Origin of the sequence: Ochrobactrum sp. S1502_03 (genome assembly GCF_044435015.1) — a bacterium.
Taxonomy (GTDB): Bacteria; Pseudomonadota; Alphaproteobacteria; order Rhizobiales; family Rhizobiaceae; genus Brucella; species Brucella chromiisoli.
Genome location: NZ_JAYEXN010000007.1, coordinates 102,724 through 126,531 on the forward strand (window position 1 = coordinate 102,724; position 23,808 = coordinate 126,531).

Consider the following 23,808-nt stretch of genomic DNA (forward strand, 5'->3'; position numbering starts at 1 on the left):
TTCTACAATAGTCTGTAAGGTAAGATTCCACGGCGGTCGTGATCGACCGCCAATTTGCTTTTCAATGGCGGGACAGCACGCTGCACGCATTCGGCCCGCTCACAAATACGGCAGGAAACCCCAATCGGGTCAAATGCGGAGCGCGTGGTAATATCCAAACCATCCGCATAGACAAAATCCTGCGCATGTGTGATTTCACAGCCCAAAGAAATAGCATAACGACGTTGCGGGGCGTGAAATCCGCCCTCGCTCTTGGTCAGTTCGGTCGCGATGCAAAGATAGCGCGCACCGTCTGGTGTCTCAGCTAACTGACGAATGATCCGGCCCGGCGTTTCAAACGCCTGATGCACATTCCACAGCGGACACGCCGCACCATAACGGGCAAATTGCAGCTTGGCTGCACTGTGCCGTTTGGTGATATTTCCCGCCCGGTCAATCCGTGCAAAGAACACAGGAACGCCACGCTGGCCAGATCGCTGCAATGTGCTCAGACGATGCGCGACCTGTTCCAGACTGGCACCAAAGCGCGATGCCAGCAATTCAAGATCGTGCCGCAGTTCTTTGGCGGCTGAAAGAAAAGTCTGATAGGGCAAGACCAGCGCACCGGCGAAATAATTCCGCAGACCGATTTTGCAAATCTCAATCGCTTCCAATGAGCGAAAATCCGCCCGTTTTGCGATAGCGGTGACAAGCTCTTCCATCTCCAGTTCGGCAATCTGAAACGCAATCTGGAAATTGCGAGTCGAAGCTGGCGAATAAGGGTTGAGATACAGAACGCGCGCCACCGGATCAAAGCGGCGTAAAATAGCTTCATCGGGATCCGCACGCGCGACACGAACGCGATAGCGCTCCTCCATATATTGCGGCAAAGCCACACCTATATCACGATACGGAATCCTCAGCTCATCGGCAAGCTTTTCTGCAGCAATATCAAGCTCATGAACATAGTTATCGATAAAATGGAAAAAGTCGCGCACGTCTTCATAAGGCGCGGGCTCGGCAACAGATGGCGCGCGCCCAAGCTGGTTGTCGAGACTTGCAAGCTGCTCGCTATTGCGCCGATAAGCCTGATGACAGGCAATCAGCGCATGCGCTAAACCGGGCGCATTTTGCGTGATCAGCTTCAATTCCTGCAAATTCGGCTTGTAATTGTCAAACACCGGATCGGCCAACGCCTCGGATACAGCCGATAAAAGCCGATCATCATCGCCAAGCGAAATCGCACCAATATCGATCTGATAATTCTCAGCCAGCGCCAAAAGAACCGCGGCTGAAACCGGCCGCTGATTATTCTCGATCTGGTTGAGATAACTCGTTGAAATACCTAAGCGTTCAGCAAAGCCTGACTGTGTTGCCCGGTGCTGTTCACGTATTTCTCTGATCTTTCTGCCGACATAGAGTTTTCTGGGTGCCATGTTTGCAACTTTGCAATTCGCTATTTGCAAATTTATAAATTACACATCAGCACCTTTTCAAGCTTTCAGAATGCGGCATACTGGCGCTAAGCAGTCAATCAAACTCATAGCTTTCCAAGGTCATAGCGAATGCAGGAACTTCTCGAACAGCTTGAATCTCGTCGCGCAGAGGCTCGCCTTGGCGGCGGACAAAGGCGCATTGATGCGCAACACAGCAAAGGTAAGCTGACTGCCCGTGAAAGAATTGAAGTGCTTCTCGACGAAGGTTCGTTCGAAGAGTTCGACATGTATGTCACGCATCGCTGCACCGACTTCGGCATGGAAAAGCAGAAGATCGCAGGCGATGGCGTGGTGACCGGCTGGGGCACGATCAATGGCCGTCAGGTCTATGTGTTCAGTCAGGATTTTACCGTTCTTGGCGGTTCGCTCTCTGAGACCCATGCGCAGAAAATCTGCAAGATCATGGACATGGCCATGCAGAACGGTGCCCCGGTGATTGGATTGAACGATTCTGGCGGGGCGCGAATTCAGGAGGGCGTGGCCTCGCTTGCTGGTTATGCCGATGTTTTCAAGCGCAATGCCGATGCTTCGGGCGTCATTCCGCAGATTTCTGTCATCATGGGGCCGTGCGCGGGTGGTGCGGTTTACTCCCCGGCGATGACCGATTTTATCTTCATGGTCCGCGATAGTTCCTACATGTTTGTGACAGGCCCCGATGTGGTCAAGACAGTCACCAACGAAATCGTCACGGCGGAAGAACTCGGCGGCGCGTCAACGCACACCAGAAAGTCGTCGGTTGCCGATGGCGCATACGAAAACGACATTGAAACGCTGGAACAGGTCCGCATCCTGTTTGACTTCCTGCCGCTCAACAATCGTGAAAAGCCACCTGTTCGTCCTGTCTTCGATGATCCTGCCCGCCTCGAAATGCGGCTGGACACACTCATCCCTGATAACGCCAACAAGCCTTACGACATGAAGGAGCTGATTCTCGCTCTTGCGGACGAAGGCGATTTCTTTGAAATTCAGGAAGCTTTCGCCAAAAATATCATCACCGGCTTTATTCGCATGGACGGCCAGACTATTGGCGTAGTCGCAAATCAGCCCATGGTGCTGGCTGGCTGCCTTGATATTGATTCCTCACGCAAGGCTGCACGCTTCGTGCGCTTCTGCGATGCTTTTAGCATTCCAATCCTGACACTGGTCGATGTTCCGGGGTTCCTTCCCGGCACAGCGCAGGAATATGGTGGCGTGATCAAGCATGGCGCGAAACTGCTGTTTGCTTATAGCCAGGCAACCGTGCCGATGGTCACACTGATCACCCGCAAAGCCTATGGCGGCGCTTATGACGTGATGGCATCTAAGCACATCGGTGCCGACATTAATTATGCTTGGCCAACCGCCGAGATCGCCGTTATGGGCGCCAAGGGGGCTACCGAAATTCTCTACCGCTCAGAACTGGGCGACCCTGAAAAGATCGCCGCCCGCACGAAAGAGTATGAAGAACGCTTCGCCAATCCTTTCGTTGCTGCCGAACGCGGTTTCATTGATGAAGTGATCATGCCGCATTCATCCCGCCGCCGTATCGCCCGTGCGTTCTCTGCGCTTCGCAACAAGAGCCAGAACACGCCATGGAAGAAACACGACACCATTCCGCTGTAAGATTGCTACGGGTACGATACAGATGATCAAGAAAATCCTCATTGCCAATCGCGGCGAAATTGCCTGCCGGGTTATCAAAACCGCAAAGAAAATGGGCATTGCCACGGTTGCCGTCTATTCCGACGCTGACCGCAATGCGCTGCATGTCAAAATGGCCGACGAGGCCGTGCATATCGGACCAGCGCCCTCAAACCAGTCCTATATCGTGATCGATAAGATTCTGGCAGCAATCAAAGAAACGGGGGCCGACGCCGTCCATCCCGGCTATGGCTTCCTGTCGGAAAACCCGCGCTTTGCAGAGGCACTTAAAGCCGCCAATGTCACCTTCATCGGCCCTCCGGTAAACGCCATTGAGGCCATGGGCGACAAGATCACCTCAAAAAAGCTCGCATCCGAGGCTGGGGTCTCCACCGTTCCCGGCCATATGGGGCTCATCGAAGACGCAGAAGAAGCGGTTCGTATTTCAACATCCATCGGCTATCCGGTGATGATCAAGGCGTCCGCCGGTGGCGGCGGCAAGGGAATGCGCATCGCATGGAATGATGATGAAGCGCGCGAAGGTTTCCAGCTCTCACGCAACGAAGCAAAATCTTCTTTCGGTGATGATCGCATCTTCATTGAGAAATTCGTGACCCAGCCGCGCCATATCGAAATTCAGGTTCTTGGCGATCAACACGGCAATGTCATCTATCTGGGCGAACGCGAATGCTCCATTCAGCGCCGCAATCAGAAAGTGATCGAAGAAGCGCCCTCACCGTTTTTGGATGAAGCCACCCGCAAAGCTATGGGTGAACAGGCCGTAGCCCTCGCCAAGGCTGTTGGCTATTATTCCGCAGGCACGGTTGAATTCATCGTCGATGGCGAGCGCAATTTCTATTTCCTTGAGATGAACACCCGCTTGCAGGTCGAGCACCCGGTGACAGAACTCATCACCGGCATTGATCTGGTTGAGGAAATGATCCGCGTTGCATCCGGCGAGAAGCTTCGCATCACGCAGGCCGATGTCAAGCTCAACGGCTGGGCCATCGAAAGCCGCCTTTATGCAGAAGACCCCTATCGCAACTTCCTGCCTTCGATTGGCAGGCTGACGCGCTATCGTCCACCTGTCGAAGGCAAAACCGCAAGTGGCGCAATCATCCGCAACGATACGGGCGTCTTTGAGGGTGGCGAAATTTCGATGTATTATGACCCCATGATTGCAAAACTTTGCAGCTGGGGCGCTGATCGCACCAGTGCAATTGATGCCATGAGCAATGCGCTGGATGCTTTTGAAGTGGAAGGCATTGGCCACAACCTGCCCTTCTTGTCAGCGGTTATGGAGCATCCGCGGTTTCGCGCTGGCGCGCTGACCACGGCCTTTATTGCTGAGGAATATCCAGACGGCTTTGCTGGCGTTTCCGTATCGGAAGAAGATGCGCATGTACTGGCCGCTGTTGCTGCACAGATCAATATGGCGGTCGAACAACGCAACAGCCAGATTTCAGGCCGTTTATCGTCACAGGCACAATCTGTGGCAACCGAATGGGTCGTAACGCTTGGTGACTTCAGCTTGACCTTGAGGATCGCTGAGGGCGAAGGTGGGACAACAATCTACTTTGCTGACGCTCGCAGCTTACCGGTTGCCAGCGACTGGCATCCGGGCAATCAGCTTGGCTCTTTCACGGTTGACGGCAGATCCGTCGCCGTCAAGGTTCTGCGCTCCGGCACAGGCTGGCGTCTGCGCTGGCGGGGCATTGATGTGATCGCCCATGTGCGCAAGCCGCGGGTTGCAGAATTGGCAAAGCTGATGCCAGTCAAACTGCCGCCGGATACGTCCAAGATGCTGCTCTGCCCGATGCCCGGCGTTATCACCTCGGTTCTTGTCAAAGACGGTGATACCGTCGAGGCAGGCCAGCCATTGGCAACGGTTGAAGCCATGAAGATGGAAAACGTGCTGCGTGCTGAACGTCGCGCCACCGTCAAACGGATTGCGGCAGAAGAAGGCGCAAGCCTTGCCGTTGATGAACTCATTATGGAATTCGAGTGAGCACCAATATGAGCGAGCGCCCCACAAAACAGGATTGGTCGAAGCTGGCCGAAAAGGAACTGAAGCGGCCAGCCGATAGCCTCGTCTGGCATACGCCGGAAGGCATTGATGTGAAGCCGCTTTATACGGCTGACGATCTTAATGGAATCGGCCACCTTGATTCGTTTCCCGGTTTTGAGCCATTCCTGCGCGGTCCGCGTGCGACCATGTATGCGGGGCGTCCCTGGACCATCCGCCAATATGCCGGCTTCTCCACAGCCGAAGAGTCCAACAACTTCTACCGCAAGGCACTGGCCGCTGGCCAGCAAGGCGTATCGGTCGCCTTCGACCTTGCCACCCATCGCGGTTATGATAGCGATCACCCACGCGTAGAAGGCGATGTCGGCAAGGCGGGCGTGGCAATTGACTCCGTCGAGGACATGAAAATCCTTTTCGACGGCATACCACTCGAAAAAGTCTCCGTTTCCATGACCATGAATGGCGCCGTGATCCCGATCCTCGCCAATTTCATTGTGGCTGGCGAGGAGCAAGGCGTGTCGCGCGATCTGCTATCCGGCACCATTCAGAATGATATTCTGAAAGAATTTATGGTCCGCAATACCTATATCTATCCGCCAGAACCATCCATGCGGATTATTGCAGATATTATTGCTTATACCGCAGCGGAAATGCCGAAATTCAATTCGATTTCCATTTCCGGCTACCACATGCAGGAAGCGGGCGCCACGCTGGTGCAGGAACTGGCTTTCACATTGGCCGATGGGCGCGAATATGTCCGTGCGGCACTCAATAAAGGCCTGAATGTCGATGAATTTGCGGGGCGACTGTCATTCTTCTTCGCCATCGGCATGAACTTCTTCATGGAGATTGCCAAGCTCAGAGCAGCCCGGCTGCTCTGGACACGCATCATGAAGGAATTCGATCCGAAAAAGCCCGGCTCGCTGATGCTGCGCACCCATTGCCAGACATCGGGCGTCTCATTGCAGGAGCAAGACCCGTATAACAATATCGTCCGCACAGCTTTTGAAGCCATGTCGGCAGCCCTTGGCGGCACACAATCGCTGCACACCAATTCTTTTGACGAAGCCATCGCTTTGCCAACTGAATTCTCCGCCCGCATCGCGCGAAACACGCAGCTTATTCTGCAAAATGAAACAGGTGTTACTAAAGTCGTCGATCCGCTGGCAGGCTCTTATTACATCGAAAGCCTGACCAATGAACTTGCAGAAAAAGCATGGGCGCTGATCGAAGAAGTCGAAAGCCTTGGCGGCATGACCAAAGCCGTCGAAAGCGGTCTGCCAAAACGTCTGATCGAAGAAGCAGCCACCCGCAGACAGGCAGCGGTCGATAAGGGCGAAGAGGTAATCGTTGGTGTCAACAAGTTCCGTCTGGAGCAGGAAGACAGCATCGACATTCTCGAAATCGATAATACTGCGGTCAGAAAATCGCAGATCGACCGTTTGAACCGCATCAAACAAACGCGCGATAAAGCCAAAGTTGAGGCAGCGCTTGCCGAGTTGGAAAAGGTCGCAACAACCGGTGAAGGCAACATTCTGGCCGCCGCCGTTGAAGCATCGCGCGCGCGCGCAACGGTCGGCGAAATATCCGATGCAATGCGCCATGCCTTTGGCGACCACGCGGCAGTGCCGAAGGTCGTAAAACACGTCTACGGCAAGGCTTATGAGAACGAGCCTGAGTTCCAGACGCTTGTTGAACGCCTTGAAGAGTTCTCAAAGCATACCGGCGAAAAACCTCGCATCATGGTGGCAAAGCTCGGTCAGGATGGACATGACCGCGGCGCAAAAATCATCGCGTCTGCCTTTGGCGATATTGGCTTTGAAGTGCTTGCCGGACCGCTATTCCAGACGCCGGACGAAGCCGCCGATATGGCGATCAAGGCTAAAGTGCATGTGCTCGGCGTATCTTCCCTTGCGGCCGGACACAAAACCCTGCTGCCGCAGCTTGTCGATACACTTCGTAAAAAAGGTGCAGAAAACATTATCGTTGTCTGTGGCGGAGTCGTGCCGCGCCAGGACTACCAATATTTGTTTGACCATGGTGTCTCGGCGGTCTTCGGCCCCGGAACGAATGTTCTTGATTGCGCGCGCGCAGTGCTCGACCTGATGGAAGGAAAACGCAGAAACCTATAAAGATTTCATGCGCTTGAGATAATCATCGGACTCATTTTATGAGACACTTAAAGCACCGGGGCAATGTGCCCCGGACTTATACTATTGCGGCAACGTGCCCCGAGCTTATGATTTGGGGTCCGCCGATGCTGGTATCGCAGAGCTTGTGACTGAAACCGGATCGCTTGCCGGGAAGCTGTCTTCCAAGCCTTCATCCAACTGACGCTCCAGCTCTGCGCGATCACCGGATCTGCGCGCGCTGGGGCGCGTGAGCAGATTTTGCGGCTCAATTCCACATTCAACACATGCAATGTTAAAAGCCTCACCCAGTTTAAGCGCTGCGAGGCGCGTCACCTCATCGCGGCTGAGTTCCGCATCGGTCTCATTTTCAACTTTGACAGAAACGCGCTCCTCACCTTGTGTGACGAACTCAACCAAATAGACCTTGAAACCACCAAGCGAACTAATTCGTGTTTCAACGATATCCATCGCGTGAACCTCTTTACCATCTCCAAAGATAATAAACGACAGCGCAACGCGTTGGTTCCAACGCCATAGGCCGCACCCTTTTCTCATGCGATCACCGACCTATATGCAAACAGGATAAGCACACGGAAGGAGATTTTCATGGCTATCACACGCAAGGAAGAAGCCCGTGCGTTGAACGCGGAAGAACGAGAGCTGGTTGAAAAATCGCATCATCCACTTCTTCAGGATGTCCCCGACTCTGAGCTTACTCAACTGGCAAAACTGTTGCGTGATCGTCGCAGCAAGGCGCGCGATCAGGCACACCAGCGCCGCCGCGAAATGCGCGGAAAAGCAGCAGCACGTGGCGCTTCGACGTCGAAGGCAGATGAAGGCTCGCATCTGAAGGTTTCCGTTCTGGCTATGGCCATGCGCCGCATCAATGCGGAAATTGATCGCCGCCGCAGCATGTCAGCCAGCAACAATCTGGTTGAAAACGCTCAAAAAGCACTGGCAACCAAGAAAGCAAATGAGAAAAACGAGCCAGCCTTCAACACCCGCCACGCACGTCATGGCATGCGCAACATCCCCAATGAGAAAGCCGACAGTCTCGTCCGCCCTATGGAACGTGGGCGCCTGAAAAAGGCCGCCAGTGTGGCGCAAGCAAAGCGCGATTCCAAACAAAAAGCGGCTGGATAAGCCCAACATTATCTGCAATACCCGGAAAAATTTTTCCGGGTATTTTAATAAAATCAATAGGTTGAATTACATTCCTGGATCTTCGAATGAGAACATTCTTGTTGCTCAGGAAAACGGCAACCCGAAGCCCTGCATCAATCGGCGAATGGCATAATCAGGTTTCTGCGATGTAAAGACCGCCAGATCGTCGTGATGATGCAGTTCGTCATCAATATGTCTTGGCGGCAACAGCGATAAAGTGCGACGCGCAATGGCTTCGGCAGGATCAAGCCAGTCGACTGGCCATGGCGCCAGCCTGCGAAACACATTGGCGAGAAATGGGTAATGCGTGCAGGCCAGCACAACAATATCCGTGCGGTTTCCATCCTTCTCGACAAAACACGGCGTGATCTGCTCAACCACCAGCGCTTCATCAATCTGCTCACCGCGAATATGCGCCTCGGCAATGCTTGCAAGGCGATCCGCACCAACTAGGCGCACATGGCATTGCGTTGCAAATGACTGGATCAGATCGCGCGTATAGGCACGCTTGACTGTACCCGGCGTTGCAAGAACTGACACAAGCCCCGACGAGGTGCGCTCAGCAGCAGGCTTGATAGCGGGAACGGTGCCAACAAACGGCACCGAAGGATAAGCGCGACGCAGATCGTCAAGCACCAGCGTCGAAGCCGTGTTACAGGCGATCACCGCGATTTCAGGGTCATGCTCAGTGATAAACTGACCGAAGAGTTCGACAATGCGCAAGCGCAACGCTTCTTCTTCCCAATCGCCGTAAGGAAAACCGGCATCGTCTGCGATATAAATAAATCGCCGATCCGGCATCATCACTCGCGCCTCGCGCAAAACTGTCAGCCCGCCGATACCACTGTCAAAGACCAAAATTGGTCTTTCTGTCGCGGTTGAAGACTTGCCGGAAAGCTCTGCTGCAGGCGGGTGTTTCATTCAGCCTTGTCCTCTTTTGCGGGTTTGCGTGCACGACCTTCCGGGGCACCAGAGCCGCGTGGCTTCTTGGGTGTGAAAGCATCAAGCGATGTGATGACGCCGCGCAAAAGCTTAAGTTCTGCCGATGCAAAACCTGCGCGAGTCAAAACAGAACGCAGATTATTGACCATTATTTCTTTCTTCGCCTCGGGACGGAAATAACCCCGAATATCAAGCGCCTCTTCCAGATGGTTGAAAAGACTCTGCAATTCCAGCTTCGGCGCAGCTTCCATTTCTGGCCCACGGAAAACCGTGTCCGTTTCGGTTGCAAGGCCAGATTTCATCCACTCGTAAGACATGAGCAGCACAGCCTGCGCAATATTAAGCGATGCAAAAGCCGGATTAACCGGAAATGTCACCAGCTCATCAGCAAGACCAACTTCCTCATTGCTGAGACCAAAGCGCTCACGCCCGAAAAGAATGCCGATCTTCTCACCACGCACAAAACGACGACGCAACTCATTGTTTGCTTCCACAGGGCTACGCACCTGCTTGAAACCATCACGTTCACGCGCGGTGGTCGCATAGACAAAGTTGAGATCGGCAATCGCCGAAGGCAGATCATCATAAACAACCGCATTGTCGATGATATGATCGGCCTTGCTTGCCGCAGCACGCGCTTTTTCACTTGGAAATTCCTCGCGCGGCTGCACCAATCGCAGTTCCGCGAGGCCAAAATTTGCCATGGCACGCGCCACCATGCCGATATTTTCCGGCAATTGCGGATTAACCAGAATGATGGCTGGTCCTTCCGTGATCATTGGGCGCTGCTTGTCTGTTCCTGCCATGATATTTTCCGCTTATTCCTTAAAATCGTGGCGCTTCCCTGACATAAATGACAGAAAATCGCAAAGATTCCCCTTACATTCGATATCGAAAAACACGTGTAGTAGCGGAATAACACCAGCTCTGCGCCCATCCATGTCAGACTGCCCTGACCGACATCGACGTTACAGGGAGGAAAATCATGTCCGGCAAAAAAATTCTCATGATCTGCGGCGACTTCTGTGAAGACTACGAAACAATGGTTCCGTTTCAGACGCTGCTCGCGGTTGGTCACAAGGTTCATGCCGTATGTCCCGGAAAGAAAGCGGGAGACGCCATAGCGACCGCTATTCACGATTTTGAAGGCCATCAGACATACACCGAAAAACCCGGCCACAATTTCAAGCTCAATGCAACATTTGCCGATGTTAAGGCTGAAAACTATGATGCGCTTGTTATTCCCGGCGGTCGCGGGCCGGAATATCTGCGCCTTGATGACAAGGTCATCGCAATCGTCAGAAAATTCTTTGAAGCAGACAAACCAGTCGCCGCCGTTTGCCATGGCGCGCAGCTTCTCGCCGCAGCGCGCGTTCTTGATGGGCGCACCTGCTCGGCCTATCCGGCCTGCCGCCCGGAAGTTGAGCTGGCCGGCGGCACTTATGCCGATATTCCTGTCGATGAGGCGGTCACGGACGGCAATCTGGTGACAGCACCTGCATGGCCTGCCCATCCGGCGTGGCTTTCGCAATTCCTTGCTGTGCTCGGCACCAAAATCACGCATGGTTAGACGCAAGCATTTGCTTTCATCCTGCACCGCATTTCGATAAAAATGCCAAATCAGAGCCTTTCCGCAAATTCTGTCGGAAAGGCTTTCTTGCAATGACATGGAAGACCAGATGAAAACTGCCAGATCCCTTGCTCTCTCGTTAGCCATCAGCATGAGCGCCATTTTTGCAGGCGCATCAAATATCGCCCATGCGCAGGATGCGGCTGAAGCAGAGGTGGCCGTTACATCAGAGCAATATCCGGCTCCCTCGCCGGAAACATTCGGCCAAACACAATTTGTCTTGTCGGGCAATCCGATTGTTCCTCCGCGCGATTACAGTAAAGGAACCATGCTTCCATCGAAAAACGACTATTCGTCCAATGAAAGCGGACGCATCTATGATATTGTTTTTGTTGGTTTAGAAGCCGATAAAATGCAGTTTGATATCAGAGCCTACTCGATTGACAGTCTGGAATTTCCAGCATCAGGCCAGACGGTAGAATTTCCCGCTGATCAGCAAAAAGTGGAAATCCGCGATCTCACATTGAACATTAATGAGGCAACCGCCGGAAGCATCACTTATAGCGTTCAACCCCTGAACTAAGTTGCAGGCGAAGGCAAACTGCGCGACACTATCCCGGGACATATTTTGGGAGGAAATCATGTGCAGATTGTTCATCGGGGCTGACGCGTTACTCTGGCAAAGTGTAACCCGCTCACTGCGTATTGACGGGGTGGTCACAAGTGTCAGACTGGAGAACTTCTTCTGGTCAGCGCTGGAAGAGATTGCCGGACGTGACGAGATGTCAGTCAGCCGTCTCCTGGGCAAACTCTATGGAGAATCGCGCACGGAAGGTCACGATCTCGATAATTTCGCATCGTTTCTTCGGGTTTGCTGCGGACGCTATCTGGCACTTCAGGTCAATGGCCTTGTGCCGATAGACAAATCAGCTGCAATCTCGACATTGGACGCAGACGCTATTTTGTTGCGCGAACAGCAAACTTATCGCGATCAGCGCTCAGAATGGCGAAAGTCTGCCCATCACGCCGCCTGAAAATGTGCCTATAGGCCAAAGAATGAGTCTCTGACGCTTTGCCTTCGCGTTTACCGATGCTATACGAGCGCGACGCATTCAATGAGAGGCATTATCAATGGCAAAAATCAAGGTTGCAAACCCGGTCGTTGAACTCGACGGCGATGAGATGACACGCATCATCTGGCAGTTCATCAAGGACAAGCTGATCCATCCATACCTCGACATCGATCTGAAATATTACGATCTGTCGGTAGAGCACCGCGATGCGACCAACGATCAGGTTACCATTGATGCTGCAAACGCCATCAAGGAACACGGCGTTGGCGTAAAATGCGCAACCATCACGCCGGATGAAGCCCGCGTTGAAGAATTCAAGCTCAAGAAGATGTGGAAGTCGCCAAACGGCACCATCCGTAACATCCTCGGCGGCGTTATCTTCCGCGAACCAATCATCTGCAAAAACGTCCCTCGCCTGGTTCCAGGCTGGACACAGCCAATCATCGTTGGCCGTCACGCTTTTGGTGACCAGTACCGCGCGACCGACTTCAAGTTCCCGGGCAAGGGCACGCTGTCGATCAAGTTCGTCGGTGAAGATGGCGAAACCATCGAACACGAAGTCTATCAGGCACCGAGCGCTGGCGTGGCAATGGCCATGTACAACCTCGACGAATCGATTCGTGAATTTGCACGCGCTTCGCTGAACTATGGCCTGCAGCGCAATTATCCGGTCTATCTCTCGACCAAGAACACCATTCTCAAGGCCTATGACGGTCGCTTCAAGGACATCTTCGAAGAAGTCTATCAGACTGAATTCGCTGAAAAGTTCAAGGAAGCAAAGATCTGGTACGAACATCGCCTGATCGACGACATGGTTGCCTCGGCTCTCAAGTGGTCCGGCGGTTATGTCTGGGCTTGCAAGAACTATGACGGCGACGTGCAGTCCGACATCGTGGCACAGGGCTTTGGCTCGCTCGGCCTGATGACCTCGGTTCTGATGACGCCGGATGGCAAGACTGTTGAAGCAGAAGCTGCACACGGCACCGTGACCCGTCACTATCGTCAGCACCAGAAGGGCGAAGAAACTTCGACCAACTCGATCGCTTCGATCTTTGCATGGACCCGCGGCCTCGCACATCGTGCAAAGCTCGACAACAATGCAGAACTGAAGCGCTTTGCTGATACCCTGGAAAAGGTCTGCGTGGACACCGTTGAAAGCGGCTACATGACCAAGGATCTGGCGCTGCTCATCGGCCCAGATCAGCCTTGGCTCTCGACCACCGGCTTCCTCGACAAGATCGACGAAAATCTTCAGAAGGCAATGGCTGCTTAAGCCTAAGCCAATTCAAATTGAGACGGCGGGATTTTCCCGCCGTTTTTTGTTTACCGCTCACTATTCGGCATCGTCCATGGGATCGTTCACCGCTCTACGGCCTTCACAACACAACAAATTGAGTGATGAGAAAAATCAGAGCTGAAAAGCTTTGGTAAACGCTTGCGCGCCAGCGGGGGAAAAGGCAATCACACGCCCCGCTTCGCGGCGTGCCCAGCCTTTATCGATGAAGGTTTTCAGAAGTGCAGCACCCAGTGCGCCACCCAAATGATTGCGTCTTTCACTCCAGTCGAGACAATGACGACAAAGCGGTCGTTTGCCTTTTTGCAGCGCATCGACATCAATCCCCATGCATGAAAAGAATGATTTTCCCTCATCGGTCAGCAGAGGCTCACTGGCATGATCAATCAAACCGAGTTTATAAGACGCATCAAGCATTTCCACGCCGCGCTCACCCGCCAGATGATCATAGCAAATACGCGCTTTTCGCAGTGCGTGGTCTTTAGGACCAGTGCGAACACGCACGGCACCAGTGCGTTGGGCAAGCCCCATCAAACCTTCGAGCACCTGTGCTACGTCCGGGCCTGATAGCCTGAAATAACGGTGCCTGCCCTGCTTCTCAGCCACAAGCAAATTCGCGGCATCAAGCTTGGATAGATGCCCGCTGGCTGTCTGAAGCGTCACGCCCGCCGCAGCAGCAAGTTCGCTTACCGTCAAAGCACGGCCGTCCATCAGCGCGGTGAGCATGTTTGCGCGTGCCGGATCGCCCAACAGGGCTGCAACAGAAGCTATGATAGGCCCGTCTTTCATACTTCGATGCTAACCGAAGCATGGATGAAGTTCAATGCGCTAAAACGTCTCCAGCAAATCAGCCAATTTCAGGAGATAAGAATGATTACCTGCTTTATACGCTATCAAATTGATCCGTTCAAAGCCGAGGCTTTTGCGGAATATGCACGCAATTGGGGACAGGCAAGCCCACGTTGCGGTGCCAATCTGATTGGCTATTTCGGCCCGCATGAAGGCTCCACCACAACAGCTTATGGTGTTTATTCAATCGAAGACCTTGCTGCCTATGAAAAGTTTCGCGCACGTCTGGCTGCTGATCCAATCGGCCGAGCGAATTATGAATTTGCAAAACGCGAACAATTTATCCGGTGTGAAGAGCGCATATTTCTCAAACTGCAATCCGCTCCGCATGCGGAGTTCATCAAGCCATGATCGCTGTTATTTTTGAAGTCTGGCCAGCAAATGATGAGAGGCGTGAGCAGTATCTCGATATTGCCGCAAGCCTGCGCGCTGATCTTGCGCAAATCGACGGTTTTATATCGATTGAACGTTTTCAAAGTCTGGTTGAGCCAGAAAAGCTGCTGTCCCTCTCCTTCTGGCGGGATGAAGAGGCAGTCAAACAATGGCGCAATCTACCCACCCATCGCATCGCACAGGCAAAAGGGCGCGGCGGTGTTTTTGAAAACTATCGCCTGCGCGTTGCGGATGTGGCGCGGGATTATAGCCTTAGTGAGCGCGATGAAGCGCCCGTCGATAGTCGTAGAGCGCATGCAGCATAAAGAAAGGCCGGGAAATCCCGGCCTTTTCATTCTTATACGCAATTTATCAAATAATCAGCGCTTTCACTGCAACGATGGCATCGTTTGCCTTGGCGCCATCGGGGCCACCAGCCTGTGCCATATCCGGGCGACCGCCGCCGCCTGCGCCACCAAGAGCAGCCGATGCAGCACGAACAAGATCAACCGCGCTAAAACGACCAACTAAATCTTCAGTGACAGCAGCAACAGCGCTTGCCTTGCCATCTTCACCAACACCAATAAAAAGAACGACGCCGGAGCCAACCTGTTTCTTGCCTTCATCAGCCAGCGGCTTGAGATCGCGTGGCGAAACGCCGGTCACAACCTTACCAAGGAAGTTGACGCCATTGACGGTTTCAACAGCACTGCCACCATCCGAAGAGCCGCCGCTCAACGCAAGCTGTCGGCGCGCATCTGCAAGTTCACGTTCCAGCTTCTTGCGTTCGTCAACCAGTGCGTTGACACGCTCGAGTGCTTCAGACGGTGTCGTTTTCAGTGCACCAGCAATGGCTTTGACGCGCTCATCCTGTTCTTCAAGGTAAAGGCGAGCCGCCTCACCCGTCAGCGCTTCCATGCGGCGAACACCGGCAGCAACGCCGCTGTCAGAGAGAATGCGCACAAGGCCGATATCGCCGGTTTGGCGCACATGCGTGCCACCGCAAAGCTCAACAGAGTAAGCCTTGCCAGCCTTTTCGCCATGCTTGGCCGTGCCCATCGAAACAACACGCACTTCATCGCCATATTTTTCGCCAAACAGCGCCATCGCACCTTCTGCAATCGCATCGTCTACGGCCATCAAGCGCGTTGAAACCGGCGCATTTTGCAGGATGATCTCATTGGCGAGATTTTCAACAGCGGTCAGTTCTTCTGCCGAAATCGGCTTTGGATGCGAGAAGTCGAAACGCAGGCGATCAGGCGCAACAAGCGACCCCTTTTGCGCAACGTGGGTTCCAAGGGTTTCGCGCAGCGCTTCATGCAACAGATGTGTTGCCGAATGGTTGGAACGGATACGCGTGCGACGCTCGGAATCCACCTTCAGCTCAACGGCTTCACCGACCTTTGCCGAACCGCTGGTCACTTCGCCTGTATGTACGAAGACACCTTCGCCCTTTTTCTGCGTATCCTTGATGGTGATGACAAAGCCTTCACCCGAGATTGTTCCGGTATCACCCTGCTGGCCACCGGATTCGCCGTAGAAAGGCGTCTGGTTGACCACGACGGACACGGTTTCACCCTCAGATGCCGATGCCACTTCTCCACCATCGCGCACAAGTGCCGTGATGACACCTTCCGCACTTTCGGTTTCATAGCCGAGGAATTCGGTCGCGCCGACCTTATCCTTAATGCCGAACCAGATGGTTTCGGTTGCAGCTTCGCCCGAACCCGTCCAATTGGCGCGTGCTTCGGCCTTCTGGCGTTCCATGGCAACATTAAAGCCATCAGTGTCAACCGTCACACCGCGCTGCCGCAAAGCATCCTGCGTCAGATCAAGCGGGAAACCATAGGTGTCGTAAAGCTTGAATGCAGTTTCGCCATCAAGACGATCGCCCTCAACCAGATTTTCCGAAGCATCGGAAAGCAGGCCAAGCCCGCGCTCCAGGGTCTTGCGGAAACGGGTTTCTTCCAGCTTGAGCGTTTCTGAAATCAGCGCTTCTGCACGGATGAGTTCCGGATAAGCCTGCCCCATTTCGCGGATCAGGGCTGGCAGCAAACGCCACATCAATGGCTGGCTCGCCCCAAGAAGCTGCGCATGACGCATCGCGCGACGCATGATGCGACGCAGCACATAACCGCGACCTTCATTCGATGGCAGCACGCCATCGGCAATCAGGAAGCTCGATGCACGCAGATGATCGGCAATGACGCGGTGGCTGGCGCGGAAATCGCCTTCAGCCTTGACGCCTGTTGCTTCTTCCGAAGCGCGGATCAGCGCTTTAAAGAGATCAATATCGTAATTGTCATGCACACCCTGAAGGACAGCAGCAACACGTTCAAGCCCCATGCCAGTATCAATCGATGGGCGAGGCAGATCAATGCGTTGATCAGGCGTAACCTGTTCAAACTGCATGAAAACGAGATTCCAGATTTCGATGAAGCGGTCACCGTCTTCGTCAGCCGATCCGGGAGGTCCGCCCCAGATATGATCGCCGTGGTCGTAGAAAATTTCCGAACACGGACCGCATGGGCCAGTATCCCCCATCGCCCAGAAATTATCACTTGTGGCAATGCGAATAATACGATCGTCGGAAAGGCCTGCGATCTTCTTCCAGAAATTCGCAGCATCATCATCCGTGTGATAAACGGTGACGAGCAGCTTGTCCTTATTGAGGCCGAATTCCTTGGTGATCAGGTTCCAGGCATGGCTGATCGCTTCTTCCTTGAAGTAATCGCCAAAGGAAAAATTGCCGAGCATTTCAAAGAAAGTGTGGTGGCGAGCGGTGTAGCCTACATTATCAAGGTCATTGTGCTTTCCACCTGCGCGCACGCATTTCTGCGACGTTGTCGCGCGGCTGTAAGGACGGTGCTCAAGACCGGTGAAAACATTCTTGAACTGCACCATGCCCGCATTGGTAAACATGAGCGTTGGATCATTGCGCGGCACCAATGGACTTGATGAAACAACCTCGTGTCCGTTCTTACGGAAGTAATCGAGAAACGTAGATCTTATCTCGTTGACGCCAGCCATAATTCACCCTTGGGCTTCTTCCACCCTGCACGGACGCACCCCTCAAAGAAGCACATCGATTATCTTTTCTCCACCCGCAATGCGGCGACAGACTTCGGCACTTAAGCCGCTGCGTTCCGTACTGCCCGACAAGGAACATGGAGTTTCGGTTGACTGCTTTTAACGGCGCACTGCTTTTCTGTCCAGATAAGCAGTGTGCGCTATAAAAGCAATTTCGCGTGGAAGCGAAGAAAACGGCAACTATGCAACAGTATCGAATATAAAAAGCAAACGCCCCACACTCTCGTGCGGGGCGTTTTCTGTTTCATCTCTATAAGACGCCTAAGCTTCGGCTACATCCGGGCCATCGTCAGCTTCCGGACCGCCGTCTTCAAGGAACTTCTCGGCAATCAGACCGGCGTTCTGGCGGAGTGTCGTTTCAATCTCGCGTGCGGTATCGGGATTGTCTTTGAGATACTGCTTGGCGTTTTCACGGCCCTGCCCCAAACGCTGGGAATTATAAGAGAACCAAGCACCAGACTTCTCGACAACACCGGCTTTAACACCAAGATCAACCAATTCGCCCATCTTGGAAACGCCGGCACCATACATAATATCAAACTCAACCTGTTTGAACGGAGGTGCAAGCTTGTTCTTAACCACCTTCACGCGTGTCTGGTTACCAACAACCTCATCGCGTTCCTTGATCGAACCGATACGGCGAATATCAAGGCGAACAGAGGCGTAGAACTTGAGCGCATTACCGCCGGTCGTCGTTTCAGGCGAGCCAAACATAACGCCAATCTTCATGCGAATCTGGTTGATGAAGATGACCATGCAGTTCGACCGCGAGATTGATGCCGTCAGCTTGCGCAGCGCCTGGCTCATCAGACGAGCCTGAAGACCCGGCAGAGAATCACCCATTTCGCCTTCGATTTCAGCGCGCGGTGTCAAAGCTGCAACCGAGTCGACCACCAGAACATCAATCGCACCCGAACGCACCAACGTATCGGTAATTTCAAGCGCCTGTTCGCCGGTGTCGGGCTGTGAGATCAGAAGATTTTCAAGGTCAACGCCAAGCTTGCGGGCATAGACCGGATCAAGTGCATGTTCCGCATCCACGAATGCGCAAATGCCACCCTTCTTCTGCGCTTCCGCAATCGTATGCAGTGCAAGTGTCGTCTTACCAGAACTTTCTGGACCATAAATTTCAACAATACGCCCTTTGGGCAGACCGCCGACGCCCAGGGCTATATCGAGAGAAAGCGAACCGGTTGGCACCGTCTCAATATCGACGACATCGTTCTGACCAAGCCGCATAATGGAGCCCTTGCCGAACGCGCGTTCAATTTGCGACAGTGCCGCATCGAGTGCTTTTGTCTTGTCCACTGATTTTTCCTCAACGAGTCGCAATGATTTCTGAGACATCTTACACTATCCTCTTGCCTCGCTAGAAGCCCATCGGGCTCATCGCCAATATCTATTTGTATCTGTTTTGTTCTCATTATGCAATACCACCAACCTATTGTTTTAATATGATTTTAATTTTTTGTTCTATTCATGTTCTAATTTATTAGAAAACAATAATTTACGTTAGCATCCACGGCTTAATTCCAAAAAATGCGCCTTTCGTGCCGCCGATTCGCGCATCATCTGCAAAAAAGCGCAACTCTCCTCGCGGAGAGCTGCGCCAAAACGGATGAATATCCGATTTTTCGTTTTTACTGACTGACGCCACGCAGTGGCGAAATCTGAATTTCCACACGACGATTCTGTGCTCGTCCTTGCGGCGTTGCATTGGAAGCAACCGGCTGGCTTGCACCATATCCGATAACAGCAAAACGGCGCGGATCAATGCCTTGGGAACCAAGATAACTCGCAACCGAAGCCGCACGACGTTGCGACAGACCCTGATTATAGCTCGCGCTGCCGGTCGAGTCGGTAAAGCCGTAAACATCCACAAGAGTCTGATTGAACTTGCGCAACACGATCGCGACAGAGTTCAGTGTTGGGTAGAACTGGCTCTTCACCTGATCCTGATCGGTATCGAAAGTGATAGCGGACGGCATATTCAGAATGATCTGATCACCATTACGCGTCACGGAAACGCCGGTACCCTGCAACTGATTGCGCAATTCCGATTCCTGGCGATCCATGTAATTGCCGATAGCGCCGCCACCGAGCGCGCCAATACCCGCGCCGATGAGAACCGCATTACGCTGAGCACGGCTTGAGCCACCAACCATAAGACCACCGAGCGCTCCAACCGCCGCACCAATTGCAGCGCCGCCCGCGGTGTTCGACATCTTTTCCTGACCTGTATAGGGGTCGGTCGTGCAGCCTGCTAAAAATGTGGCGCAGATTAGGGCAATCCCAAGTTTCTTCAGCATAAAAAGGTCATCCTCAATGTTCGATTCGCCGCAAATGATAACTTCGATTACGGCTGGACGGTGACTTTAAAGAGTATTTCCAAGGATTCAAACAAAACAAGGAAGGCTCTGCAAAGGCGAGCCCGAAACTCGTATCAATTTGAAACGACGCTCGGAACGAATTTCAGGCACGAAGCCGAACTAACCCATGCGCCCGCAGGAGCGCAATTGCATCGTATAACGATTGGCCATGGTCTGCGCACGCTTTGCCCCATTCAACGCTGTTGAATTATTGCGCCACACACCGCGCGCATAGCCGCTATGACCCGAATGATAGGCCAGATAGAGGCTATAAGCATCATTCCGGCTTATACCGTTTCTTCGGCTGCTTTCATTATGATACCAGCCGACAAAATGAATGGCATCGCCAAAATTGCTGCGTGAAGCCGTCCAGCGGCCCGTTTCGCGCTTATATCGATCCCAGGTTCCATTCAGAGCCTGCGAATAGCCATAGGCACTTGATGCACGCTTCCATGGGATAAAACCAAGCAGCTTGGTGCGTGGTGGGCGCGCATAAGGGCGGAAACCCGATTCAGCATAGATCGTCGCCATGAGAACAGGAACGGGAACGCCATATTCACGCGAAGCACGCGTCGCATCCTTCTGCCAATTGTTTATCCAGCCGTCGCGTTGATCAAAGACTGCGCATACATTGCCGGTCTGCCGGGGAGCGGTCGCGCAGCCACCGAGAATAACGAGCGCAACGAGCAAAAAAACGCGCGTCATAATGAAGCCCCTTGGAAATTAGAAATTTTGATAAATTTTAAACAATAAAGAGCGGCGGAGCTAAGCCATTGATTTAATTATAGTTACCACATCGTTTAGGGCCACATCTCAAAGTTGCTCAGCCATTGAATTTATTATGGAATCAATGGCTCAACCCGCATGTGAATTAAAACTTCAGGTTGTATGTATGCCGGCTTTAGCGGCACCGATGAAGGCCGAATTGTGACACTGAAATTTTCGGGCAAATTCTTTGGCAAAGCCGATCAGTTTCGCCCCCGGCGCTCGCCCCTCAACCGTGACCAATAATCAAGACGCTTGCGAATTTCCCGCTCAAAACCGCGTTCCGGCGGATCATAGAACACCTGACGGCCCATAGCTTCCGGGAAATAATCCTGCCCGGAAAAAGCGTCTGGCTGATCATGGTCATAGGCATAGCCCTCGCCATAACCCTCATTCTTCATCAACTTGGTCGGCGCATTGAGAATATGTTTGGGCGGCAGTAAAGAGCCGTTTTCCTTGGCTGCACGCATCGACGCCTTATAGGCCATATAGACAGCATTGGATTTAGGCGCCGTGGCCAAATAAACGCACGCCTGCGCCAAAGCCAGTTCGCCTTCCGGTGAGCCAAGATAATCATAGGCATCTTTTGCGGCGTTGCAGATAGCCAGTGCTTGCGGGTCGGCAAGCCCAATATCCTCGACCGCCATGCGAACCAGCCGACGCCCCAGGTAAAGCGGGTCTTCGCCTGCATCAAACATGCGGCAAAGATAATAGAGTGCTGCGTCAGGATCAGATCCGCGTACCGACTTATGCAAAGCAGAAATCAGATTGTAATGCCCATCCTGCCCTTTATCATAGACAGGCGCGCGGCGCTGAACCACATCCTGCAGCTTCTCGGCATCAAAAACCTCTTCAGGTCGGGCCGCACGCCACACCTCCTCGGCCAGTGTCAACGCAGCACGACCATCACCATCCGCCATGCGGATAAGACTTGCGCGTGCCTCTTCATCAAGCGGCAGCGGACGCTCTTCCTGTTCTTCAGCGCGCGCCAGAAGTGTTGCAATGCTCAATGCATCATGGGGATGAAACGTCAGCACCCTCGCCCGCGACAGCAAAGCGGCATTCAGTTCAAAAGAAGGATTTTCCGTCGTCGCCCCTATGAGAATGACGGTGCCATCCTCCATCACGGGTAGAAAACTATCCTGCTGCGCACGATTGAACCGATGAATCTCGTCTACAAACAACAAGGTTTGTCGGCCTGACATACGTCGGGCACGCGCTGATTCAAAAACTTTTTTAAGATCAGAAACCCCGGAAAAAATCGCAGAAATCTGCTCAAAAGCCAGTTCCGTTTCCCCGGCAAGCAACCGCGCAACCGTCGTCTTCCCTGTCCCCGGAGGCCCCCAGAAAATCATGGAGCCAAGCGTACCGGACGCAATCATGCGCGTAAGAACGCCTTCAGGCCCGGTAAGATGCTCCTGCCCGGTGACCTCTGCGAGATGGCGCGGCCGCAAACGATCGGCAAGCGGCCTGTTACGGTCAGCATTCGGATCAACCGCAGTGGAAAAAAGGTCGCTCATTTCGCTTTGCTCAATACCAGAAAAACAAATGTCGTTTCAGGCATAGTCCCGCCCGAAACGACATGCAACTTTAAATACTATATCTATCGTTCAGCGAACGAACTGGCGGATAAGCGCGCCATTACGCTCAACTTCAAGCCGCCATGCCAGACCGCGTCCATTGTTGAGGGCTGTGACAAGATCATTGATCGTACGGATCGGATTGCCGTTGATGCCGCGAATAATATCACGTTGGCGCAAACCAAGACGCGCTGCTTGAGAATTGGCAATGACATTCGTCACAATGACGCCGCGCGATCCTTCACGCAGACGCATCTTGGACGCCATCGCTGGCGTCAGTTCTTCAACAACCGCACCTGCGAAGGGATTATCCCCTTTGATGGTCTGTTTCTGCTGCGGCTTTGCTTCCGGCTCTTTGGTGAGCTTCACCGGTATTTTGCGGTCCTTGCCATTGCGCGCAATGTCGAGTGTCACCGTATTTCCAATGCCAGCCGTCGAAAGACGATAACCGAGCACGTCAATATTGTCCGCGCGCACGCCCTGAACCGAGAGCACGACGTCACCCACGGCTAATCCCGCCTGCTCCGCCGGCCCGCCCTTATTAACCGCTGTCACCAACACACCGAACGACTTGTCCATGCCAAGACTTTCAGCAACATCCGGTGTGATATTTTGAAAGGTCGCGCCGATATATGGTCGTTCGAAGCTGGAGCTGCCACTGCGGGCTGCATCCACAACCGCACGCACCATATTCGAAGGGATTGCAAAGCCGATACCGACAGAACCGCCAGAGCGTGAATAAATCGCCGTGTTGATGCCAATCAAACGGCCGCGCATGTCAATCAATCCACCACCCGAATTGCCGGGGTTAATTGCGGCATCGGTCTGAATAAAGAAATCAAAATCCGAAACACCGACCTGCGTGCGGGACTGCGCCGAAACAATACCACTTGTCACCGTCTGTCCAACGCCAAACGGATTGCCGATCGCCAGAACCAGATCACCGACTTCGACGTCATCGGAATTTCCAAGAGCCACCACAGGGAATTTTTCGTTGGCCTCGATTTTCAATACAGCAAGGTCAGTTGTTTCGTCGCGAAGCAAGACTTTGCTTTCAAACTGACGGCCATCTGACAATGCAACCTTGATCTCGTCGGCATCCTTGATGACGTGGTTATTTGTAACGACCAGACCCGAGCCATCAACGATCACCCCGGATCCGAGAGACTGCTCTGTCCTTGATCGACTGCCACCGCCAAACTGCTTCCCAAAAAACTGCTCGAAAAACGGATCCCCTGCGAAGGGAGACTGCTGCTGTTGCACCTGACGGGCGGCATATACATTGACCACTGCGGGTGCTGTCTGTTTAACAAGCGGCGCAAAAGAAAGCTGCATATCAGCGCGGCTGAGTGGAATTTGCTTGCCCACAACCGCAGCGGAATTGTCCTGAGCAAATGACGGTAATGCCAACATGCTCATTGAAACAAGAACAACGCCCGTAATTCCATACCGCCGCAAACTCATTTGCACACTCCGTTTTCTTTTCC

Annotated in this window: 21 protein-coding genes; 10 read left to right on the top strand and 11 right to left on the bottom strand. The window is 53.2% G+C overall.

All coding sequences use genetic code 11. The features are described from left to right. Window positions 1-2: 2 nt before the first annotated feature. Complete coding sequence (locus tag VBH83_RS07715) at window positions 3-1,415, bottom strand: XRE family transcriptional regulator (protein ID WP_265984539.1); 1,413 nt, start codon at window positions 1,413-1,415, stop codon at window positions 3-5. A 129-nt stretch (window positions 1,416-1,544) separates the two neighbouring features. On the opposite strand from VBH83_RS07715, the gene VBH83_RS07720 reads away from it, so the two are divergent. The 3 genes from VBH83_RS07720 to scpA are packed head-to-tail and all read left to right on the top strand — an operon-like array spanning window position 1,545 to window position 7,253. Continuing rightward, entirely contained in the window at window positions 1,545-3,077 is a 1,533-nt protein-coding gene (locus tag VBH83_RS07720; protein ID WP_265984538.1) for an acyl-CoA carboxylase subunit beta, read from the top strand. Window positions 3,078-3,099: 22 nt separating this feature from the next. Continuing rightward, window positions 3,100-5,103 carry an acetyl/propionyl/methylcrotonyl-CoA carboxylase subunit alpha gene (locus tag VBH83_RS07725; protein WP_265984537.1) on the top strand — a complete coding sequence of 668 codons (2,004 nt, stop codon included), beginning with the start codon at window positions 3,100-3,102 and terminating at the stop codon, window positions 5,101-5,103. A gap of 8 nt (window positions 5,104-5,111) precedes the next feature. Further along, window positions 5,112-7,253 carry a methylmalonyl-CoA mutase gene (gene scpA / locus VBH83_RS07730; RefSeq protein ID WP_265984536.1) on the top strand — a complete coding sequence of 714 codons (2,142 nt, stop codon included), beginning with the start codon at window positions 5,112-5,114 and terminating at the stop codon, window positions 7,251-7,253. A gap of 105 nt (window positions 7,254-7,358) precedes the next feature. Here scpA and VBH83_RS07735 read toward each other — a convergent pair whose 3' ends face one another. Further along, on the bottom strand, window positions 7,359-7,721 hold the full coding sequence (locus tag VBH83_RS07735; protein ID WP_265984741.1) for a hypothetical protein: 363 nt from the start codon (window positions 7,719-7,721) through the stop codon (window positions 7,359-7,361). Window positions 7,722-7,859: 138 nt separating this feature from the next. Between VBH83_RS07735 and VBH83_RS07740 the strand changes: the two genes are divergently transcribed. Next, window positions 7,860-8,396 carry a hypothetical protein gene (locus VBH83_RS07740; protein WP_265984535.1) on the top strand — a complete coding sequence of 179 codons (537 nt, stop codon included), beginning with the start codon at window positions 7,860-7,862 and terminating at the stop codon, window positions 8,394-8,396. A gap of 105 nt (window positions 8,397-8,501) precedes the next feature. Here VBH83_RS07740 and murI read toward each other — a convergent pair whose 3' ends face one another. Both murI and VBH83_RS07750 read right to left on the bottom strand, forming a co-directional pair. Next, the gene (gene murI, locus VBH83_RS07745) at window positions 8,502-9,338 is read right to left on the bottom strand and encodes a glutamate racemase (protein WP_265984534.1); all 837 of its coding nucleotides are present in this window, start codon (window positions 9,336-9,338) and stop codon (window positions 8,502-8,504) included. Further along, window positions 9,335-10,165 carry an RNA methyltransferase gene (locus tag VBH83_RS07750; protein WP_265984533.1) on the bottom strand — a complete coding sequence of 277 codons (831 nt, stop codon included), beginning with the start codon at window positions 10,163-10,165 and terminating at the stop codon, window positions 9,335-9,337. Before VBH83_RS07750 ends, murI begins: the two co-directional genes overlap by 4 nt. Window positions 10,166-10,344: 179 nt before the next feature. On the opposite strand from VBH83_RS07750, the gene VBH83_RS07755 reads away from it, so the two are divergent. The 4 genes from VBH83_RS07755 (at window position 10,345) to VBH83_RS07770 (ending at window position 13,275) form a co-directional block, all read left to right on the top strand. Further along, window positions 10,345-10,929 carry a DJ-1/PfpI family protein gene (locus VBH83_RS07755; protein ID WP_265984532.1) on the top strand — a complete coding sequence of 195 codons (585 nt, stop codon included), beginning with the start codon at window positions 10,345-10,347 and terminating at the stop codon, window positions 10,927-10,929. 97 nt (window positions 10,930-11,026) lie between these two features. Then, the gene (locus VBH83_RS07760) at window positions 11,027-11,512 is read left to right on the top strand and encodes a hypothetical protein (protein WP_396997047.1); all 486 of its coding nucleotides are present in this window, start codon (window positions 11,027-11,029) and stop codon (window positions 11,510-11,512) included. A gap of 58 nt (window positions 11,513-11,570) precedes the next feature. Further along, window positions 11,571-11,963: a ribbon-helix-helix domain-containing protein gene (locus tag VBH83_RS07765; protein WP_396997049.1), complete on the top strand. Its 393-nt coding sequence runs from the start codon at window positions 11,571-11,573 to the stop codon at window positions 11,961-11,963. Window positions 11,964-12,060: 97 nt separating this feature from the next. Beyond that, window positions 12,061-13,275 carry an NADP-dependent isocitrate dehydrogenase gene (locus VBH83_RS07770; RefSeq protein WP_396997051.1) on the top strand — a complete coding sequence of 405 codons (1,215 nt, stop codon included), beginning with the start codon at window positions 12,061-12,063 and terminating at the stop codon, window positions 13,273-13,275. A 135-nt stretch (window positions 13,276-13,410) separates the two neighbouring features. Here VBH83_RS07770 and VBH83_RS07775 read toward each other — a convergent pair whose 3' ends face one another. Then, window positions 13,411-14,085: a helix-turn-helix transcriptional regulator gene (locus tag VBH83_RS07775; protein ID WP_265984528.1), complete on the bottom strand. Its 675-nt coding sequence runs from the start codon at window positions 14,083-14,085 to the stop codon at window positions 13,411-13,413. An 81-nt stretch (window positions 14,086-14,166) separates the two neighbouring features. On the opposite strand from VBH83_RS07775, the gene VBH83_RS07780 reads away from it, so the two are divergent. Then, the gene (locus VBH83_RS07780; protein ID WP_265984527.1) at window positions 14,167-14,496 is read left to right on the top strand and encodes an NIPSNAP family protein; all 330 of its coding nucleotides are present in this window, start codon (window positions 14,167-14,169) and stop codon (window positions 14,494-14,496) included. Continuing rightward, window positions 14,493-14,843: an antibiotic biosynthesis monooxygenase gene (locus VBH83_RS07785; protein WP_265984526.1), complete on the top strand. Its 351-nt coding sequence runs from the start codon at window positions 14,493-14,495 to the stop codon at window positions 14,841-14,843. The genes VBH83_RS07780 and VBH83_RS07785 overlap by 4 nt, the downstream gene beginning before the upstream one ends. Before the next feature lie 46 nt (window positions 14,844-14,889). On the opposite strand, the gene alaS is transcribed toward VBH83_RS07785, so the two are convergent. The 6 genes from alaS to VBH83_RS07815 form a co-directional block, all read right to left on the bottom strand. Further along, window positions 14,890-17,547, bottom strand: a complete 2,658-nt coding sequence (gene alaS, locus VBH83_RS07790) for an alanine--tRNA ligase (RefSeq protein WP_265984525.1) — start codon at window positions 17,545-17,547, stop codon at window positions 14,890-14,892. A gap of 321 nt (window positions 17,548-17,868) precedes the next feature. Then, complete coding sequence (gene recA / locus VBH83_RS07795; protein ID WP_265984524.1) at window positions 17,869-18,954, bottom strand: recombinase RecA; 1,086 nt, start codon at window positions 18,952-18,954, stop codon at window positions 17,869-17,871. A 293-nt stretch (window positions 18,955-19,247) separates the two neighbouring features. Continuing rightward, window positions 19,248-19,916, bottom strand: a complete 669-nt coding sequence (locus tag VBH83_RS07800; RefSeq protein ID WP_265984523.1) for an OmpA family protein — start codon at window positions 19,914-19,916, stop codon at window positions 19,248-19,250. A gap of 180 nt (window positions 19,917-20,096) precedes the next feature. Next, window positions 20,097-20,681, bottom strand: a complete 585-nt coding sequence (locus tag VBH83_RS07805) for a transglycosylase SLT domain-containing protein (RefSeq protein WP_265984522.1) — start codon at window positions 20,679-20,681, stop codon at window positions 20,097-20,099. A gap of 263 nt (window positions 20,682-20,944) precedes the next feature. Further along, entirely contained in the window at window positions 20,945-22,261 is a 1,317-nt protein-coding gene (locus tag VBH83_RS07810) for a replication-associated recombination protein A (protein WP_265984521.1), read from the bottom strand. A gap of 90 nt (window positions 22,262-22,351) precedes the next feature. Next, on the bottom strand, window positions 22,352-23,785 hold the full coding sequence (locus VBH83_RS07815; protein WP_396997056.1) for a DegQ family serine endoprotease: 1,434 nt from the start codon (window positions 23,783-23,785) through the stop codon (window positions 22,352-22,354). Between the last annotated feature and the right edge of the window lie 23 nt (window positions 23,786-23,808).

Bases quoted from the DNA above. Each gene is read 5' to 3' on its own strand.
- VBH83_RS07800 (WP_265984523.1), bottom strand. From the start codon at position 19,916: ATGCTGAAGAAACTTGGGATTGCCCTAATCTGCGCCACATTTTTAGCA.
- VBH83_RS07740 (WP_265984535.1), top strand. From the start codon at position 7,860: ATGGCTATCACACGCAAGGAAGAAGCCCGTGCGTTGAACGCGGAAGAA.
- alaS (WP_265984525.1), bottom strand. From the start codon at position 17,547: ATGGCTGGCGTCAACGAGATAAGATCTACGTTTCTCGATTACTTCCGT.
- VBH83_RS07715 (WP_265984539.1), bottom strand. From the start codon at position 1,415: ATGGCACCCAGAAAACTCTATGTCGGCAGAAAGATCAGAGAAATACGT.
- scpA (WP_265984536.1), top strand. From the start codon at position 5,112: ATGAGCGAGCGCCCCACAAAACAGGATTGGTCGAAGCTGGCCGAAAAG.
- VBH83_RS07815 (WP_396997056.1), bottom strand. From the start codon at position 23,785: ATGAGTTTGCGGCGGTATGGAATTACGGGCGTTGTTCTTGTTTCAATG.
- recA (WP_265984524.1), bottom strand. From the start codon at position 18,954: ATGTCTCAGAAATCATTGCGACTCGTTGAGGAAAAATCAGTGGACAAG.
- VBH83_RS07755 (WP_265984532.1), top strand. From the start codon at position 10,345: ATGTCCGGCAAAAAAATTCTCATGATCTGCGGCGACTTCTGTGAAGAC.
- VBH83_RS07780 (WP_265984527.1), top strand. From the start codon at position 14,167: ATGATTACCTGCTTTATACGCTATCAAATTGATCCGTTCAAAGCCGAG.
- murI (WP_265984534.1), bottom strand. From the start codon at position 9,338: ATGAAACACCCGCCTGCAGCAGAGCTTTCCGGCAAGTCTTCAACCGCG.
- VBH83_RS07770 (WP_396997051.1), top strand. From the start codon at position 12,061: ATGGCAAAAATCAAGGTTGCAAACCCGGTCGTTGAACTCGACGGCGAT.
- VBH83_RS07775 (WP_265984528.1), bottom strand. From the start codon at position 14,085: ATGAAAGACGGGCCTATCATAGCTTCTGTTGCAGCCCTGTTGGGCGAT.
- VBH83_RS07750 (WP_265984533.1), bottom strand. From the start codon at position 10,165: ATGGCAGGAACAGACAAGCAGCGCCCAATGATCACGGAAGGACCAGCC.
- VBH83_RS07805 (WP_265984522.1), bottom strand. From the start codon at position 20,681: ATGACGCGCGTTTTTTTGCTCGTTGCGCTCGTTATTCTCGGTGGCTGC.
- VBH83_RS07785 (WP_265984526.1), top strand. From the start codon at position 14,493: ATGATCGCTGTTATTTTTGAAGTCTGGCCAGCAAATGATGAGAGGCGT.
- VBH83_RS07810 (WP_265984521.1), bottom strand. From the start codon at position 22,261: ATGAGCGACCTTTTTTCCACTGCGGTTGATCCGAATGCTGACCGTAAC.
- VBH83_RS07725 (WP_265984537.1), top strand. From the start codon at position 3,100: ATGATCAAGAAAATCCTCATTGCCAATCGCGGCGAAATTGCCTGCCGG.
- VBH83_RS07765 (WP_396997049.1), top strand. From the start codon at position 11,571: ATGTGCAGATTGTTCATCGGGGCTGACGCGTTACTCTGGCAAAGTGTA.
- VBH83_RS07760 (WP_396997047.1), top strand. From the start codon at position 11,027: ATGGAAGACCAGATGAAAACTGCCAGATCCCTTGCTCTCTCGTTAGCC.
- VBH83_RS07735 (WP_265984741.1), bottom strand. From the start codon at position 7,721: ATGGATATCGTTGAAACACGAATTAGTTCGCTTGGTGGTTTCAAGGTC.
- VBH83_RS07720 (WP_265984538.1), top strand. From the start codon at position 1,545: ATGCAGGAACTTCTCGAACAGCTTGAATCTCGTCGCGCAGAGGCTCGC.